General features: G+C 64.1%; 12 protein-coding genes. 5 read left to right on the top strand and 7 right to left on the bottom strand.

What is annotated here, in order from left to right; all coding sequences use genetic code 11:
• A complete protein-coding gene (locus tag SH602x_RS21050) occupies positions 1–1,428 on the bottom strand; it encodes a hypothetical protein (protein ID WP_479474165.1) in 1,428 nt (475 codons plus the stop codon).
• Between the two features lie 121 nt (positions 1,429–1,549).
• On the opposite strand from SH602x_RS21050, the gene SH602x_RS21055 reads away from it, so the two are divergent.
• The 3 genes from SH602x_RS21055 to SH602x_RS21065 are packed head-to-tail and all read left to right on the top strand — an operon-like array spanning position 1,550 to position 4,160.
• On the top strand, positions 1,550–2,212 hold the full coding sequence (locus SH602x_RS21055; RefSeq protein ID WP_479474166.1) for a CDP-alcohol phosphatidyltransferase family protein: 663 nt from the start codon (positions 1,550–1,552) through the stop codon (positions 2,210–2,212).
• Positions 2,209–3,216: a phosphatidate cytidylyltransferase gene (locus SH602x_RS21060; RefSeq protein ID WP_479474167.1), complete on the top strand. Its 1,008-nt coding sequence runs from the start codon at positions 2,209–2,211 to the stop codon at positions 3,214–3,216. Before SH602x_RS21055 ends, SH602x_RS21060 begins: the two co-directional genes overlap by 4 nt.
• Positions 3,217–3,242: 26 nt before the next feature.
• The gene (locus tag SH602x_RS21065) at positions 3,243–4,160 is read left to right on the top strand and encodes a LysR family transcriptional regulator (RefSeq protein WP_479474168.1); all 918 of its coding nucleotides are present in this window, start codon (positions 3,243–3,245) and stop codon (positions 4,158–4,160) included.
• A 40-nt stretch (positions 4,161–4,200) separates the two neighbouring features.
• Here SH602x_RS21065 and SH602x_RS21070 read toward each other — a convergent pair whose 3' ends face one another.
• Entirely contained in the window at positions 4,201–5,520 is a 1,320-nt protein-coding gene (locus tag SH602x_RS21070) for a 6-phosphofructokinase (RefSeq protein ID WP_479474169.1), read from the bottom strand.
• Between the two features lie 519 nt (positions 5,521–6,039).
• On the opposite strand from SH602x_RS21070, the gene SH602x_RS21075 reads away from it, so the two are divergent.
• Positions 6,040–8,601 carry a hypothetical protein gene (locus SH602x_RS21075; RefSeq protein WP_479474170.1) on the top strand — a complete coding sequence of 854 codons (2,562 nt, stop codon included), beginning with the start codon at positions 6,040–6,042 and terminating at the stop codon, positions 8,599–8,601.
• Positions 8,602–8,976: 375 nt separating this feature from the next.
• A complete protein-coding gene (locus tag SH602x_RS21080) occupies positions 8,977–11,397 on the top strand; it encodes a M6 family metalloprotease domain-containing protein (RefSeq protein WP_479474171.1) in 2,421 nt (806 codons plus the stop codon).
• A 116-nt stretch (positions 11,398–11,513) separates the two neighbouring features.
• On the opposite strand, the gene accC is transcribed toward SH602x_RS21080, so the two are convergent.
• The 5 genes from accC to SH602x_RS21105 all read right to left on the bottom strand — a co-directional run bounded on the left by accC (position 11,514) and on the right by SH602x_RS21105 (position 17,138).
• Positions 11,514–12,863 (bottom strand): acetyl-CoA carboxylase biotin carboxylase subunit, encoded by a 1,350-nt coding sequence (gene accC / locus SH602x_RS21085; protein ID WP_479474172.1) that lies wholly within the window; start codon positions 12,861–12,863, stop codon positions 11,514–11,516.
• Positions 12,864–13,040: 177 nt separating this feature from the next.
• Entirely contained in the window at positions 13,041–13,553 is a 513-nt protein-coding gene (gene accB, locus SH602x_RS21090) for an acetyl-CoA carboxylase biotin carboxyl carrier protein (RefSeq protein ID WP_479474173.1), read from the bottom strand.
• Between the two features lie 138 nt (positions 13,554–13,691).
• A complete protein-coding gene (locus SH602x_RS21095; RefSeq protein WP_479474174.1) occupies positions 13,692–14,789 on the bottom strand; it encodes a M24 family metallopeptidase in 1,098 nt (365 codons plus the stop codon).
• Positions 14,790–15,090: 301 nt separating this feature from the next.
• Positions 15,091–15,924 carry a WecB/TagA/CpsF family glycosyltransferase gene (locus SH602x_RS21100; protein WP_479474175.1) on the bottom strand — a complete coding sequence of 278 codons (834 nt, stop codon included), beginning with the start codon at positions 15,922–15,924 and terminating at the stop codon, positions 15,091–15,093.
• A complete protein-coding gene (locus SH602x_RS21105) occupies positions 15,924–17,138 on the bottom strand; it encodes a glycosyltransferase family 2 protein (protein ID WP_479474176.1) in 1,215 nt (404 codons plus the stop codon). The genes SH602x_RS21100 and SH602x_RS21105 overlap by 1 nt, the downstream gene beginning before the upstream one ends.
• Positions 17,139–17,243 lie beyond the last annotated feature (105 nt).

Genomic DNA, 17,243 nt, shown 5'->3' on the forward strand with positions numbered 1-17,243 from the left:
TCAGCGGTTCGTGTCGTAGTACTCGAGTCGATAGACGTCCGCGAAACGACGCAGCTTCGAGTTCTCGTCGCGAGCTATTTCGTCCAGGATCAGGGCGTTGCGGAAGCGACCGAGCGCGACGTACGCCTGATACTCCGCGGGCACGTTCGCGACGACGTCGAGCAGCCGGGTTTTGCCCTCCCACAGGGCCTGGAACTCCGCCGGATTCAGACTCGCCTGCGATTCGCGGGCGTCGTAGAGCCACGCGAGCGAGGGAGCCTGATTCTTCGCGATCTGCGTCAGTCCCTCGCGATGCGCGGGCGAAACGAGTTCGATTCGTCCGACCATCGTCCGTTCGACGTCGGCCGATACGGATACGGTCAGAGGCAGCACGCGGTCGGTCCATGGCTTGGGGAGCATGAAGAACAGCCGCTCGCCCGGCGCCTGGAAGTAGCCCAGTTCCCACGTCGCAAGCATGGCCGTCGCTTCTTCGGCGAACAGTCCGTCCTCGACCAGCGCGGCGTGCATCTCCTGACGCAGTTCGGCCAGGTTCTCCTGCGCGAAGCTCGACTCGTCGAAGGTCGCCGGCGTGGCGAGAAGCGGCGCCTCGCTCTTCAGCGAAAGCTCGTGCCGTCCCAGATCGCGATAAGCGACGGCGCCGTCTCCGCGAACATGCACGAGCCAGAGCCGCGTCGAGGGAGCGCTCTCGCTCGGCTTATCGAAGATCGCGGGGTCGAAGCGTTCGGCGATCGTCAGTCGATTCGCTTCCCTGTCGCGGGTCACGCGGAGCGGCGCGTCGATTTTGCCGACGCCCCGATAGAACAGATATCTTTCCGCTTCGCCGTCGACCGTCTGCACCGCGACGCCCTGAGTATTCCGCGGCGCCAGCCAGACGTTGTAGTCCGTCTCTGGAAGGTCCGGATTCCCTCCCAGCGTGAGTCCCTTCCATTTCAGCGATCCGAGCGTCTGCCTGCCGAGTTCGCCGAAGCGAAACTTCCCCTCCGCGAGTCCCGGCGCCGCGACCTCCGCAGCCGGGTAGTACTCCGTCAGCCAGCCTCCTTCGAAGCCGACGGAAAAGTCGACGCTCGTCGGTTCCTGCGTTCCGGCGGGCGGGTAGAAATAGACGACCGGCGTCTCCAGCCGCATCGTCACCCAGGGGTGAACCCGCGGCACGCCCTTGTAATAGACCGGCGCCAGATCGGAAGGATCGAAGACCAACCGCTCGCTCAGCCGATGGACGAAACCGGGCAGAGGTTCGTCATCCGTATTGATCCCGGGAAGGGCCCGCCCCGACTCGTCCTGCAAACAGGTGAACGTGCCCCACTCATGCACGACCAGTCGATCGCTCTCGTTCGGAGACTTCGCCCGGCCTGCGATCGGAATCGCGAGCGCGGCGACGGTTAAAACAGCGACGCAGACTCTTAAGTTTCGACAGACCCGAGTTCTCACGACGATTCTCCTTTTACCTGCCCGCACCCCTCCGCCATGACGAAGCCTATCCGCGCACGAAACACGGGATAAATTGTTCGAACGAATCCGAATGACGTTTTTTTCGTTTTAAGATGCTCGTATGACGACCTCTTATGAACCGCTGGAGCGCCGTCCGCTGCGGAGCCGCGACACTCGCTGGGCGAACGCGTTCGCCGGATTTCTCGCGGCGAAAGGCGCCTCGCCGAACGGAATCTCGATCTTCGGAATGGTCGCGGCGATCGGCGCTGGCGCCGCCTACTTCGCGACCGGCTCGATCGACGGCTGGGGCGAAGCGGCGCTCTGGCTGATCGGCGGAGCGCTCTGTCAGGTCCGGCTGCTCTGCAATCTTTTCGACGGTATGGTCGCGATCGCCCGCAGCGTCGCTTCGCCGAAAGGCGAACTCTACAACGAAGTTCCTGACCGGGTTTCAGACGCCGCGATCTTCATCGGCCTGGGCTACGCCTCGTTCTCCGATCCGATCCTCGGCGTCGCCGCCGCGCTGGTCGCCGTCTTCACCGCGTACGTGCGAGCGATGGCGAAGGCTGCCGGCGCTCCGAACGACTACTGCGGTCCGATGGCCAAGCCGCAGAGGATGGCGCTGGTCACGGCGCTCTCGGTCTGGATGGCTCTTCGACCGGATGCCTGGGCGCTGCCTTGGGGCGAGGCCCGGATCGTCCTCGTCATCGTGATCGTTCTGGGTTTTCTCACGTCGATTCGGCGTCTGATGAGGGCTGCCCGTCGGCTGGAGGCGAACGCCGTATGACGACGACTGAGCGACTGTTCGACGCGACGCAGGCCTTCGATCATCCAGTCACGATCGTCATCACGATCGCGATCGCGACGGTTCTCCTGTTCGCCTCCGCGGCGCTTCGCCTGTTCGCGGCGACAGGGAAGCTGTCGGACAAAACCTACGCCGAGCTTCGCGACCGCATCCGTTCGTGGTACGTCCTCTCCGCGGCAGGCGTCATTCCGATCCTGCTGGGCGCCGGCTGGACATGGCTCGCCTTTCTTCTGCTCGGCCGGCTCTGCTTTCGCGAGTTCGCGAAGGCGACTGGCCTCGACCGCTCGAGGGTCGAGTGCGCTACGGCGATGGGGGCCCTCCTGGTCACTTACTTCGCGGCGCTCGATCACTGGCTCGCTTTCTTCGAAACCTCCTGGGCGCTCGGCATCTGCGGCATCGCGGTTTTCGCGCTGCTTCCCGACCAGCCGCAGGGCTACATCCGACGGACGACGCTTGCGATCGTCGCCTTCGCCCTGTGCGGCGGAAGCCTCGGTCATCTGGCCTTCATCGCCAACGACGAGAACTATCGCCCGATCCTGCTGTGGCTGCTGGTGTTCGTCGAACTGAACGACGTCTTCGCGTATCTCTTCGGCAAAGCCTTCGGCACGCGGAAGCTGCGCCCGAACACGAGTCCCGGAAAGACCTGGGCAGGCGCGATCGGAGCGGTCTTCGCCACGACGGCCGGCGCCGCGCTCGTAGGTCAATTCGTGTTCCTGGGGACGTCGCTCGACAGCCCGGTTCACCTCCTGGCGATGGGGCTGCTCATCAGCGTGCTCGGGCAGTGCGGCGACCTGATCGTCTCCTCGATCAAGCGCGACCTGGGCGTGAAGGACATGTCCGACGCCATTCCCGGCCACGGCGGGCTGCTCGATCGATTCGACAGCCTGCTGATCACGGCGCCCGTGCTGTTCCATTACATGAACTTCTTCCTGACCGACGGAATCGGGGCAGGGCAGGCGGAACGTCTCCTCACCAGCGGCTGGTAGGCGGCGGAGCGACTAACGGACGATCGATGGCGGACCTGAACGTCTCGCTCGATACAGACCAGATCGCCGCGTTCGTCGAACTCGCGCGCAGGGGTAGCCTGCGCGCCGCGGCGGAGTCGCTTTCCGTGTCAGAACAGGGCCTGCGCAGTCGCCTGATCGCTCTGGAAGGCCGGCTGAAGGTCGAGCTTTACCGCAAGGCCCGCGGCCCGCGTCGCGAATCGCCGCTCACGCCGCAGGGTCGCATCTTCCTGCCGCGAGCGGTCGAGTTCCTGCAGAAGGCGGAGGAACTCGCGACGACGTTTCAGAAGCCTGCGGGGCCTCGCACGATTCACGTCGTCGCGACGCAGTATCTGATCCTGTACGCCCTGCTCGACGTCATCCGCCGCTTTCACGCCGCTCAGCCGGAGGTCCGCGTGCGGATCACCAATCGCGTGGAGCAGGAGATCGAAGCCGAACTACTCGGCGATTCCGACGTCGAAGTCGGCGTGGCGGCGCCTTACGATCAATCGGCGTCGCTGGAATACCTGCACCTCTTCGCGACGCCCTGGGGGCTCGTGGCGCCGAAGGGGCATCGCCTGCTGAGGAAGAAATCGCTGAACCTGGTCGATCTCGCCGACGAGCCGCTGATTCTGTTCGAGCGGGGATCGAGCGGACGTCAGCACGTCATCGAGGCGTTCCGCGAAGCCGGTCTGTCGCCGCGCGTCGAGACCGAAACGACCAACACGGAGATCGTCGTCCGGATGGTCGAGGCGGGACTCGGCGTCGCCCTCGTGCCTCTTCTCGCGAACGGCAAGGTGACGCGCGGCCGAAGCGTCGGCACCCGCCTGCTGGGCGACCGGATCCGTCCGATCCGGTCGGGCGTCCTCATCCGCCGCGACGTCCGATTGACGCCCGCGGCGAAGACGTTCGTCGACTTCCTGCAGAACCGCTTCCGCCGATCGTGAGCGGTCCTGCCCGCCGTAAGCCCCCCGCCGCGAATCGAAACTACTTGACGTAGGTTTCGAGGAACCGGGCGAGCTTGTGGAAGTCGCTGTCGAGGTCGATGTAGCGGACTTTCGTGACGAGATTCGTCTGATCGACCAGGTCCTCGAAGCGTTCGTATCGAAGCGCAAGCTGATTGACGATCGAGACCATCACGCCGTCCTTCTTCTCTTCGACCAGCGCCCGGTAGGCGCCGACGCCGAGTTGGCTCCCCAGCATCACGTCGAAGGCGGTCGGCTGGGTGCAGCGCGTCTCGTAACCGAGTTGCACGCCGTTGACCTTTCGCTCGCTTCGCTTCCTCTTGCCGGCGGGGAGATTCTTGTACGACTTCGCGATGTGCTTCGAGAGAATCCGTCCCAGACTGACGTCGGCGATCGAGATATGGCCGTGATCGTCGCGGGGAATGCCTTCGAGGTACTTCTCCGGAAGGTACTCGGCCAGGCCTTCGGCCAGCACGATCACGCCGTACTCTTTGCCCTGCTGTTCGCGGACGATCATCGTCTCCAGGATCCGGTCGACGACCTTGTCCATGTTCATGATCATTCGCGAGACTTCCTTGCCGTCGCGAATGACGATCTCCTCGTCAGCGAACTCGTCGACGATGTCTTCGACGCTGATGACGAGGCTCGCCTCGCCCGCCATCGCGGCGCCGTAGGCGAGCCACCCCGCGCTGCGACCCATCGATTCGACGAGGAAGTAGGCACGACCCGCTTCGGCGTCGTAGAGCAGGTTGCGGATCTCCCGGGCCATGAAATCGACGGCCGTGAAGTAGCCGAACGTGAAGTCGATTCCGTGATAGTCGTTGTCGATCGTCTTCGGCACATGAACGACGCGAAGGCGCCGCGATCCCGCAGGCAGCGCGTCCTGGTACATCTTCATCTTGTTGGCGGTCTTCAGCGTGTCGTCCCCGCCGATGGAGACGAGCGCGTCGACCTCCAGCGAGCAGAGCGCGTCATACGCCCGCTTGAGGGGCGCGCACTTTTCCTGGTCGCCGAAGTGCGACGGATGCGACACGAACTTGCCGGGGTTCGTGCGCGCGGTGCCGATCATGATCCCCTGCGAGTTTCGCGAACGCTTGAGGATGCCCTCCGTCATGACGACGTAGTCTTCGCCCTTCACCAGCGGTCGCTTCTCGGGACAGTATTCGGCCAGCGCCGAGTAGCCGTGCTTGATCCCGATCGCCTCGATCCCGTTCCGGAGAAAGGACGCGGCTGCCGCCGAGATCACGGCGTTCGCCGCCGGAGCGGGACCGCCCGCGAAGAGCAGGGCGACGCGCTTGATTTCGCTGGGAACGGCAGGCTTGGGGGACGACGTGATCGGCATTCGGGGTCGCTCCGGACTCGTCGGAAGGTCATGTGTCGCGAGGAAGCCGCGATTTTAGGACGCGCCTCCCGACTTCGCCATGGCGCCGACGGGAAGCGCAAGGATCGATGCGAGGGACGCGAGCCTCGCTCCGGCGCCTCGACTCGTCTGCCTTGGCGTCGGACGAACGACTCGTGACAGTCGCGCTCCGGTAGGAACTTGCGGAACTTTTTGTAAGCCCGGCGCATTCATAAGCGTCAAGGCCGGCGGATTCTGCATTTGCGTAGAGTACGACCCCGCGGTTCATCCGTTGTCCTTAGTACGGACAGACTTGCGTCGTCGAAGGGAGGGACTCCCCGCCGTCGAATCGCGACCTGTCTTTCGAGGTACGTTCGATCGGGTCGTATCGATTGAAACTGTTTTAGCAGCTTGAACTTAGAACGATTTTTCTGACGAATCCGACCCGATAGCCGTTGAATTTTCTGATCATCGAGTGATTATCGATTTCATCCGCGTGCTCATTGCTCAAGGAGTCCCAAGTTGAGTCCCTCCCCGCTGTTTTCATGGCGCCGAACGCGTGCCGGCTGCCTGGCGATCGCCGGGCTGGCGTTGGCATCGCTCCTCGGATCGCAGGCGCAGGCTCAGTTCCCGCCGGTCAAGATCGTCATCCCGGACGTCGTCGAGATCTTCGATTGCTCGCGGGACGGAACGGTCGCAATCGGCGGTACGACGCCGCGTCTGGATGTCGCTCCGCCTCCGCCGGGACTTCCCGCGGTTCCTCCTCCGCCGTTCGACAAGTTCAGCCCGGAAGTCTTCCTTTTCGGCGCGTATCCCGACGCGGGCTATTGGAACGTCCCGGTCGCGAACCTGCGATACATCACGTTCGACAACGTGAGCAGTACGCAATCGCAGATCGTTTTCCCGGCGGACGAACTCGTGGGCCACACGGTGACGAGCGCTATCTTGCCTCGTGATTCGTCCGCGCGGCTGATCTTCATCAACACGACCCGTATCGAAGACGGCGTCGAAAAGCGGGACGCGTGGGTCTGGTTCGTCGACCTGACGAATCACCCGGACCCGCTCGTAACGTCGGTCGTCGCGATTGGTAGCGATCTTGATCTGCGGTGCTGCTCTGAGGATGGCTCGCGAGCCTACTGCGACGATAATACGAGAAGGTCCGTTTTCTGGAATTGTCGCCGGAATGGTCTCCAGTACGACATCTTCTCCGTGCGCATCGCAGTCGATGCCCGTGTGCCCGCGAATGAAGACGTTCACAACGTTCATCCTGGCGCGGCGCCGTGGTGGGAAGAAGAAAGCGTCGATTGCTGTTCCGCAGACGGCTTGATCGTTTATGGACGCGAGTACAACCAGAAGTGGTATCGCGCGACCAACGGCGAACCGGGTACCTACAGCGGCACGTACACCTGGGTTTACGATGCTTCGACCGGGGCGACGTCGGTTCCTCAAGCGAATATCCGCGGTGGCACCCCCACACACGACCGTAACCTGGTCTGCACCGACGACGGGCAACTTGCCATCGATGCGAAGCGAAGCCGCGATAGTTATCAGACTTGGGACCCGCAACTTAACGGCGGAGGCACGTTCGGACCGGGCAACACCGATCTCTATCCGCTTGAGATTCGCAACAACCAGCGAGCATTCGGCCACTACATCCTCTCGAGCACGAATCAAAACGTACTGCCGTTCGTGCTCGACGCTCCCAGCGGCACCTACACGACGCTGAAGCTCCTCGTCGGCGACGTCCGCGGTCTGGAAGTGGAAGCGGACGAAAATATCGACCGCGTCCTCGGCTACTCCGTGACCGTCAATCCGGCGACGCAGATCGAGACTGCCCGCACGCTGGTGCAGTGGACGCCGTCGCTCAGCGCCGTCGAACGCCTGGACTTCGTGTACGGCATCGATCCGACGACCGCTCCCGATGCGACGAATGACGTCATTCGTCTGTTCTGCGCGTCCCGAACGCTGGACGACCTCTTCTGCACGTATCGTGAAGGGGCGGCCCCCGCGGCGGTCTACCGCATCACCAAGCCGTTCGATCCGCCGCCGACCGCGGCGCTGGCTCAGATCACGACGGACCTGTCGGGACTCGCCGAGACGCTGACGGTCGTCTTCAGCGAAGAAGTCTTCAGCAACGGTCCCGAACCGACGCTGAACCTCTCGGGCGGCGCCGTGACGCTGACGCCGATCAGCAAGGACGCCCGCACCTTTACCTACAGCCTCGATCGTCGCGTCAACTACGACGAGACCGGCACGCTCGATCTTGCGGCCGCTTCGGTGACGGACTTCAACCTGAACGACAATCCTGCGATCGTCGCACAGCCCGTCATTATCTACTCGGACTTCAACCGTCCGCCGCCGGACACGACCGGCCCCGTCGTCACGGGCGCCGCCATCGGCTCGGACGGCGATACGCTGACGATGATCTTCGACGAGAACGTTCAGCACGTTTCGGTTCCGCTGTTGACCGGCTTCAAGAAGAAGGTCGCCGTCAAGGCCGCCGGTCGCAAGGTTCGCGCGAACACGATCGTCTACCAGCTCTCGCGGACGATCTACGAAGGCGAAAGCGGCAACTTCCGGCTTCCGGCCGGATCGGTCAAGGATCGACTCAATAATCTGAACGCTCCTGGATCTGGACCTGTTCTGAACGACTCGACGATCGTCGATCCGGACGAACCGGAACCGCCGAAGCCCCCCAAGGATCGTCCGGTCACGAAGAAGCGCCCGCAGGGCACGAAGGCGAATAACTACGCCCTGGCCGCCTACAACACCTCGGCCTACTTCTATCAGGAGCCGCGGTATACCGAGAACGCGTACTACGCGTATCTTTCGTCGTACTCGGCTCTGACCTACGCCTACCAGGCGGGAACGACGGTCCGTTACGGCGGTCCGAAGCTTCCGAAGAAGAACGTCGTGATGCGGCGGTACAAGGACGCACGGTACCAGCAGGTGATCGAGAGCTATAACGCGATGCAGTTCGCCTATAGCGACTACGCGGTCACGGGGTCGAACACCATGCTCAACACGTACACGTACTCGTACTACGCGTACGTGTACGGGCTCGCCGACCTCGAAGCCAAGTAACGACTCGCCCTGACAGGCGAGCGACGAAACTTTCTTGCGAGGAGGCGATCGGGAACTCCGGTCGCCTCTTCTTACGCGCGAACGCCGATGCGAAGAATCGGACAATCCGATCCCGATTCGTCGCCTGAGCTTGACATCTGCAGGATTCTGAGTCGAATCGATAGAGCCGGCTCAACCGATTCTCTCGTTCTACGCCGAACCGGTTTCGTTCAGGACCTTCGCCTGAAGATCGCCGAAGACTGATCCTCTCTTCGCCCGACCAAGTAGTCCGAACGCCCGCCTCGCGCACAGGGCCGAGCCCCTAGGGCGCTCCCTCCGCGAATTCATCGATCGCTCGCCGGTCTTCGTTCATCCGTTCCCAGAGCCATGCTTTCCATGACGCGATTCTCTAGTACGTCGCTCGCGATCTTCGCGATTCTTCTGGGCGTCGCGGCCGCGCCGCTGCTCGCTGCCCCGCCTCAACCGGGCGAGATCGAGAAGTACAAGCAGGACGGTACCTATCAGGAACGGCTGGAGTTCCAGAAGTCGCTCGGCAACGACAAGTACGCTCCGGAGTTGATCGAGCGTGCGAAGGCGAAGATCCGTCGCGCCGCGCTCGAAGCGGACGGCGTCCCGCAGGCGAAGATCGAAGAGATGGCGCCTCTGCCTCCTCCGCGATGGCGGGGAATGCCGACCACCGGGGTCAACAAGATTCCGGCAGTCCTGATCGAATTCAGCGACATGCAGCCGGCGGCGGTCAACACGCAGGCCTTCATCGACGACGCGCTCTTCGGCGACGGCGTCGCCACGAACGCGCCTTACGAGAGCCTGACTTCCTACTACGATCGCTCGTCGTTCGGCAAGCTAACGATCGAAGGGAGCACGCTCGGATGGTATCGGACCGCCTATCCTCGGGCCCAGGTGGCAGAGACGACCGCGGGTCGCGAATCCCTGATTAGCGAGGCCCTGGAATCGTTCGACGCGGCCCACGATTTCGCGCAGTACGACAACGACAACGACGGCGTGATCGACTACCTCCTCGTCATCTACGCGGGCGATAACACCGGCTGGGGCAACTTCTGGTGGGCCTATCAGACCCGATGGTCGGATCCGTCGTTTACGATCGACGGAAAGCGCATAGGCACGTACGTCTTCCAGTTCACGGATTACGACGCTGCCGGCCCGTTCCGCCCGCTGGTGGTGATCCACGAGACCGGTCACGCGATCGGTCTGCCCGACCTGTACGACTACGACGATACCGTCGGACCGCGCGGCGGCGTCGGCGGACTCGACATCATGGACGGCAACCGCGGCGATCATAACGGCTTCCACAAGTGGCTGCTGGAGTGGTCGACCCCCACGGTGATCGGGTCCGGCGTCAAGAAAGTGACGTTCGAGCCTGCGGCCTCCTCCGGCGACGGCGTCGTCGTCATGCAGGGGGCGAGCGCCGCCAACCCGTTCGACGAATTCTTCTTCGTGGAGAACCGCTTGGGCGGCGCCAACGACGACGGCGCCGACTGGCCTGGCTCGGGCCTCATGATCTGGCACGTCGATTCGACGCTCGACGCGTCCGGCAACGACTACGAGTACGACAATTCCTATACCGCCCGGAAGATGATGCGCGTGATGGAGGCGGACGGGCTGGAACAGATCGAGCAGGGAACGACCGGCGACGCCGGCGATTTCTGGCAGGCTGGGACGGTCTTCGACATGCAGTCGACGCCCGGGAGCGCCCGATACGACGGGAGCGACTCCGCCGTCGAGGTGAAGGACATTCAGTTCGAAGGACAGAACATCACTGCCTTCGTCGCCGCCGGCGATGCGGCGCCCTCGCTGCTTACCGCGTCGGTCGACAAGTCTGGTCGAAAGCTGACGCTGATGTTCAGCGAAAGCGTCATTCACATGCGCGCACCGACGCTGCGGTTCTCCGCGGGACCGATTACGGCCACGTACGCCAAGGGGAACGACACCAACGCGATCCAGTACAACCTGTCGCGCCGCGCCTTTCGTTCGGAGAACGCGACGCTCGATCTGCTGGGCGGATCCGTCGTCGACGTAAGCGGCAACAACAACGAGTTCGTGCAGAACGTTCCCGTCATCATCGGCGTTCGGCCTGATGCGACGCCGCCGGTGGTGAAGTCCGCGGTAATCAACGCCAGCGGCAAGACCATGACGATGACCTTCGACGAGAACGTCGACTTCGTCGCGCCCCCCGTTCTCTCGCTCACGGGCGGAGCGGTCAAGGCGAAGTACAAGTCGGGCAGCGGCACCCGAGCGTTCCGGTTCGACCTGTCCCGCGTCATCGGGTCGAAGGAGAAGGGCGTGTACGATTTCGCCCGAGGATCGGCCACCAACGAGATCGGGCTCCCGAACCGGCCGATGCTCCGCGCCGATCTGAAAAACGATTCCGACGTCAAGGCGGACAGCGGCAACGGCACGAGCTCGGAAGTTCGCCGACAGGGCACGTTCGCCAACTACTACACGGATCTCGCCTACGACACGGCGAGCAACTTCTACAACGACGGCGGCGGCTATACCGGGGACGCCTACTACGCTTACGTCTATTCCTACTTCGCGATGTACTATCGCTACCAGGCCGGCGATACCATTCGCTGGGGCGGCAAGACGAAGAAGACCCGCGGAAAGGCGCTCGGCGACTACCTGGAACTCCGGAACTACCAGTCCCAGATGAGCTCCTACGCCCTCGCCTACTCGCAGCAGGACTACGCGATGACGGGAAGCGGAACGTCCCTCTACGCGTATTACTACTCCTACTACGCGAACGCCTACGCCCAGCAGGACCTGGCCGGGAAGTAGTCTTCGCGACAGCGACGACGGAAACGAAAAGCGGGCGGTCGGACCACATCCGACCGCCCGCTTTTTTCGTTCAGCCTCGGGACCGAGTCCGCCGTGGCGGCGTCGCCGCGAGTTCGTCAGCCCTGCTTCATCCAGGATCGCTCGACGAACTTCGTGTCCATCTTCCCTTCCACGAAGGTCGCTTCGCGGAGCATCGCCTGATGGAAGGGAACGACCGTCTTGATCCCTTCGATGCGGAGTTCGTCCAAAGCCCTGAGCATTCCGGCGATCGTCTCTTCGCGGGTCGGCTTGTGCACGAGGAGCTTGCCCACCATCGAATCGTAGGTGGGAGGGACCGAGTACCCCTGATAGACGTGCGTATCGAATCGCACGCCAGGGCCGCCCGGGAAGCGGATCGAGGTAATCTTGCCGGGGCTGGGGAGGAAGTTCCGGTCGGGATCCTCCGCATTGATCCGGCATTCCATCGCGCAGCCGGAGTGAACGATATCCGACTGCTGAAACGCCAGCTTTTCGCCGGCCGCGACGCGGATCTGCGTCTTGATCAGATCGATTCCGGTCACCATCTCGGTGACGGGATGCTCGACCTGGATCCGCGCGTTCACTTCGATGAAGTAGAACCGGTTCTCCTGGTCGACGATGAACTCGACCGTCGCGGCGTTGTGATAGTTCGCCTTCTTGATCAGGCGGACGGCCGCGGAGCAGATCTCTTCGCGAACCTCCTGCGGCAGTCGCGGCGCCGGGCTCTCCTCGATCAGCTTCTGGTGCCGTCGCTGGGTCGAGCAGTCGCGCTCCCAGAGATGGACGGCGGAGCCGTGCTGATCGGCGATGACCTGCACTTCGACGTGTCGCGGTCGCTCGACGTATTTTTCAATGTAGACGCTGCCGTCGCCGAAGGCGGCCTTCGCTTCTGCGCGGGCCTGGCTGATCGCGTTGACGAGGGCCAGTTCGTTCGCGGCGACGCGCATGCCGCGTCCGCCGCCGCCCGCGGTCGCCTTGATCAGCGCGGGAAAGCCAATTTCGCGGGCGACCCGCATCGCCTCCTCGTCGTCTTCGATCAGGCCTTCGCTTCCCGGAACCGTGGGAACGCCGGCCTCTCGGGCAAGATTCCGCGCACGGTTCTTGTCGCCCAGCATCATCATCGAGTCGGGCGTGGGCCCGATGAAGTCGATGCCGCACTCTCGACAGATCTCGTTGAAGTGGGCGTTTTCGGAAAGGAAGCCGTAACCAGGATGGATGGCCTCGACGTTGCCGATTTCGGCCGCCGCGATGACGTGCTCGATCTTCAGGTAGCTCTCCGCCGCGGGGGGAGGGCCGATGCAGTACGCTTCGTCCGCGAGTTGCAGGTACGACGCGTCCTTGTCGATCGTGCTGTAGACGGCGACCGTCTCGATGCCGAGTTCTTTGCAGGCGCGAATGACGCGCAGCGCGATCTCGCCGCGGTTGGCGATCAGGATCCGGTTGTACATGGCGGGTCGAGAATCGCGTTCGTGAGAGGCGGTTCAGCGGCGATCCAGAGATCGCCCGGGAGGCAAGCGAGCGATAGCGGGGAGCGAATCCGAACGGGGGCGAACCCGCACGTCCGGCCCTTCATTGGACCCTCGGCGCCCTGCGTTCGGCGGGCGGCCGAGTCGACGCGGGATGCGTCACGGGTCCAGACGAAACAGCGGCTTGTCGACGTCGACCGGCTCTTCGTCCCGGACGAGCATCGCGGAAATCGTTCCGCTGACGCCTGCCGGAATTTCGGAGAAGGTCTTCATCGCCTCGATCTGGCAGACGATGGTTTCCGGCGTGACGCGGTCGCCCGGCTGCACGTAGGACTTGGCCTTAGGATTCGGCTTCGAATAGAACGTGCCGACCATCGGGCTCTTGATGAGGATGGCGTTCGCGTTCGGGTCCGCTTGAGGAGCGGCAGCGCTCGGCGCGGAGACTCCGCCGGCAGGCGGCGAAACGGCCGGAGGGGCGAACGCCATCGGCGCACTCGCGGGCGCGCCGGCGACGAAGGTCGGAGCCTGGAGCGGGCCCCGACGCAGGCGAATTCTCCGATTGCCGTTCTGCAGAGCGATTTCGCTCAGGTCGTGCTGCTTCATCAGATCGACGAGCTGCCGCACGCGGTCGACGTCGAATACAGGTTCCGATTGCGGTTCGGGATCGCTCACGCAGGATTCCTCGGCTGAGCCGGCGCTGTCGCGGGACATGATTCGATCCGGAATTCTAGGGGACGCGTCGATCGGGCAACATCGCTCGCGTCGCTTGCCTGCCCGCCATTCGCCCCCAGTTCCGGACGATACAGGAATTTACAAGGAAACGACGCACGCATCCAGATCCCGAGGAAGCGAGGTCAGAACCTCCGCCCCCTTCGCGGTCACGAGCACGTCGTCCTCGATTCGGACGCCGCCGACCCCCGGAAGATAAATGCCGGGCTCAACCGTGACGACCATTCCCGGCGTCAGCGTCGCATCGGACAGGGCGCTGAAGCGGGGCTGCTCGTGAATGGCGATCCCGATCCCGTGTCCCAAGCCATGTCCGAAGCGCTTTTCGAATCCGGCGTCGGCGATGTGTTTTCGGGCGATCGAATCGACTTCCCGCGTGGAAACGCCCGGCCCGATCTTTTCGATCGCGAGGCGATGGGCCTCCAGCACGACGCCGTAAATCTTTTCGATCTTCGCGGGCAGCTTGCCGTAGACGACCAGCCGCGTGATGTCGCTGCGGTAGAGCGTCTTCCGCGCGCCCCAGTCGAACAGGCAGAAGGTCGATTCCGAGAAGCGAGTCTCGCCTGCACGACCGTGGGGGAGCGCCGATCGCGGTCCGACGCCGACGATCGGATCGAACGCGAGGCCGCGCCCGCCGAGCATGCGGATGCGGTATTCCAATTCCGCGGCGGCCTGCGCCTCCGTCATATCGCCGCGAAGAGCGGCCGTCACCGCGCGGAACGACCGCTCCGCCAGATCGACGGCGACGCGGATTTCCGCCACCTCGTCCGCGTCCTTGACCGCCCGCTGCTCGACGACGATGCCGCTGGTCGGAATCAGCTCGACGCCCTCGATCGCGGCGACATACTCCGCATGCGTCGCGGTCGACAGGTGATCTGCCTCGAAGGCGAGCGAGTGCAGCTTCGACGACCGGACCGCCTCGGCGACCGCCGTCTTCATCGGCACGCTGGACGTCGATCGGATCGTCGCCTCGACGTCGGGGCATTCCTCTTCGATCTGCGTCGTGTATCGCGGATCGGAGATTAGGAGCGCCTTCTCCGGCGTCAGCAGCAGGACCGTGCTGTCGCCGGTGAACCCGGTCAGGTAGGTGACGTTCATCTCGTCAGTCACGAGCATCCCGGGCAGCTTCCGCTTCTTCAGCGTACGCAGGAGAACTTCGCGACGTTTGCGGTAGTCGGCCATAGAGTGGTTACCGAAGACGGTTCGAGCGGCGGCTCTGGCGCGGCGAGAGCCTGCGGACTAGACGGCTGCTGCAAAAGGCAGCCAGCCTTCGTTCGTCGCAAGGATGCGACGACGAAAGGGGAGTTCACGACCCTTTCGCGAGCCGTGAGGAACTTGTTCCGAACCTGGCGAGGCTGTACCACGCCACGAAGGCGTCGTGCAGCAGCCTGCTAGATTATCCGCAACGGCTCGAACGCGGAACGGCAGGGAGCCTTCCGAACCCGCCGGCGAATCAGCAAGCATCGCCGATCGACAGCCGCGTTCAGCTCGCCGTCGCGCGCGTCAATCGGCGGCGGGCCACGACGCGGTCAAGAAGCAGGCGGTAGAGAAACAGCGGGTTGCCGACCAGGTAGCGGTGTGCCTTCGCCCGCGGCTGTTGGTAGAGGCGCCACAGCCATTCGTATCCCGCTCGTCGAACGGCCTGCGGAGCCCGGCTGACGTTGCCTGCCCAGTAGTCGTACAAACCGCCGATGCCGAGGAGGGCGCCGACAGGAAGCTCCTTCGCCCAGCGCTCGATCCAGCGTTCCTGAATCGGGTTGCCCATCCCGACGAGAAGCACGTCGGGCCGTGCCTCGCGAATCGCCGCGACGGCGCTCCGTTCCGCCGCCGCATCGCTCAGATAGCCATGATGAAACCCGGCCTGGATCCAGCCGGGAAACTCTCGTCGTGCATACGCTGCGGCAGCTTCGACGGTCTCCTCGTTCGATCCGAGCAGGAAGTACGAATATCCGCGGCCGGCCTTCGAGGCGAAGAGCGTCGGCGTCAGGTCGGTGCCGACGAGATTGTCTTTCACCCGTATCCCCTGTAGCCGCGCTCCCCATCGGACGCCGGTGCCATCGCCGAAGACATAGTCGCCGCGGTTCAGCAGGTCGCGATAGTCCGCGTCATCCGTCGCCAGATTCAGCGTATGCGCGTTCACGAAGTAGAACGTGCGGGCAGCCGTGCTCCCGTCGCGCACGCGGAGCAGGCTCTCCTCGATCAGGTCGCATGCCTCGGCCTTCGTGACGTCGGCGATCGTCACCCCGAGCAGGCGGTAGTTGGGGCAGGGCATCGCCCCCAGTTCCTGCTTGTTCGCAGCGTTCAGAGTGGCGGACATCAGGCCGGCCCTCGCTCGGTGCGAATCCAGGCCTTCTGCCGACGAACTAGCATCGATGCGTACAGGGGGAGCTTCGCGAGGACGTATCCTGGCGCCAGCGCTATCGTGACCAGCGGAATCTGCTCCCGGCAATAACGCATCCAGGCGAGGACGAGCGCCGTCGCCGCTCCGACTCCGGCACAGGTCAGCAGCGTCCACGCCGTCAGGCCGATGCCGAAGAGAATCGTCGAAAGGCCGAGAGCCGCCCACGCCAGGAACGACGTCGCCAGCAGCAACGACAACGGGGGAACCGACAGGTCGAGCGCCGTCCAGAGAAGATCGAACCGCGCCTGACGCAGGGCCGCCTGGACCAATCGGGGAACCTGCTTCGTCGCCGCGGCCAGATGCCCCTGCTCCCAGCGGGTCCGTTGACTGCGGAACGATTTCTCGCAACCGGGCAGGTCCGTCGTCACGCGTGCGTCGGGGCAGAACGTGGGGCGAACGTTCTGCACGATCAGGTCGAGCCCTAGTTGCAGGTCCTCCACCAGGTTTCCCGTGGCGAGTGACGCCTCGCGGATCACCTCCCAGGGGAACGCCATGCCGGTGCCCATCAGGCGACAGGACATGCCGAGCGCTTCGCCCGCGGTCGGCCGCACGAGGTTGACGATACGATTCGCGAAGAGAGCGACTGCCTGGGTCGGATTCGTCGCGGCCGAAGCGTCGCTCAGGTTCAGCGCCTGGGCCGGTCGACCCGTCGCGACGATCCGCTCGCGCAGCGCCGCGACCGAGCCGGGATAGAGGCGGCAATCGGCGTCGAGGACGCTCACGATCCCGGGCGGATCCTGCTCCAGGTGACGCACCCCGAAGTCGAGGGCGTAGCCCTTGCCTCGGAGCGCCGCGTCCGAGCGCTCGATCGCCGTCGCACCCGCTCGCCGGGCAACCTCCGCCGTCGCGTCATCGCAGTTATCGGCGACCACCAGCGCATCGCGAGGGTCGTCCAGTTGCGGAATGACGCTCTCCAGCGTTTTCGCGATCGACCGCTCCTCGTTATGGGCAGGAATCAGGACGACGACCCGCTGCGAGCGACAGCACGCGTCGGACTCCGGCGCGGAGGGCGGATGCGGCCGCGAACTCCCGGCGATCGCGGCGACGACGCACTGCAACGCGAGAAACGCCGACGGAACGGCGAGAATCGCGGCGAGGGCGGTCAGGACGATCTCCAGGGCGAGCGGCATCGAGGGGAATGTGAGGCGGGAGGGAGCGGACGCGGGCGGGTCGCGTGCGCGGGGGGCAATTTCCGCCAGTCTGATTCGCGACCCGGGCGGATTCAACGAGCGTCG

Source organism: Lignipirellula cremea, assembly GCF_056501455.1.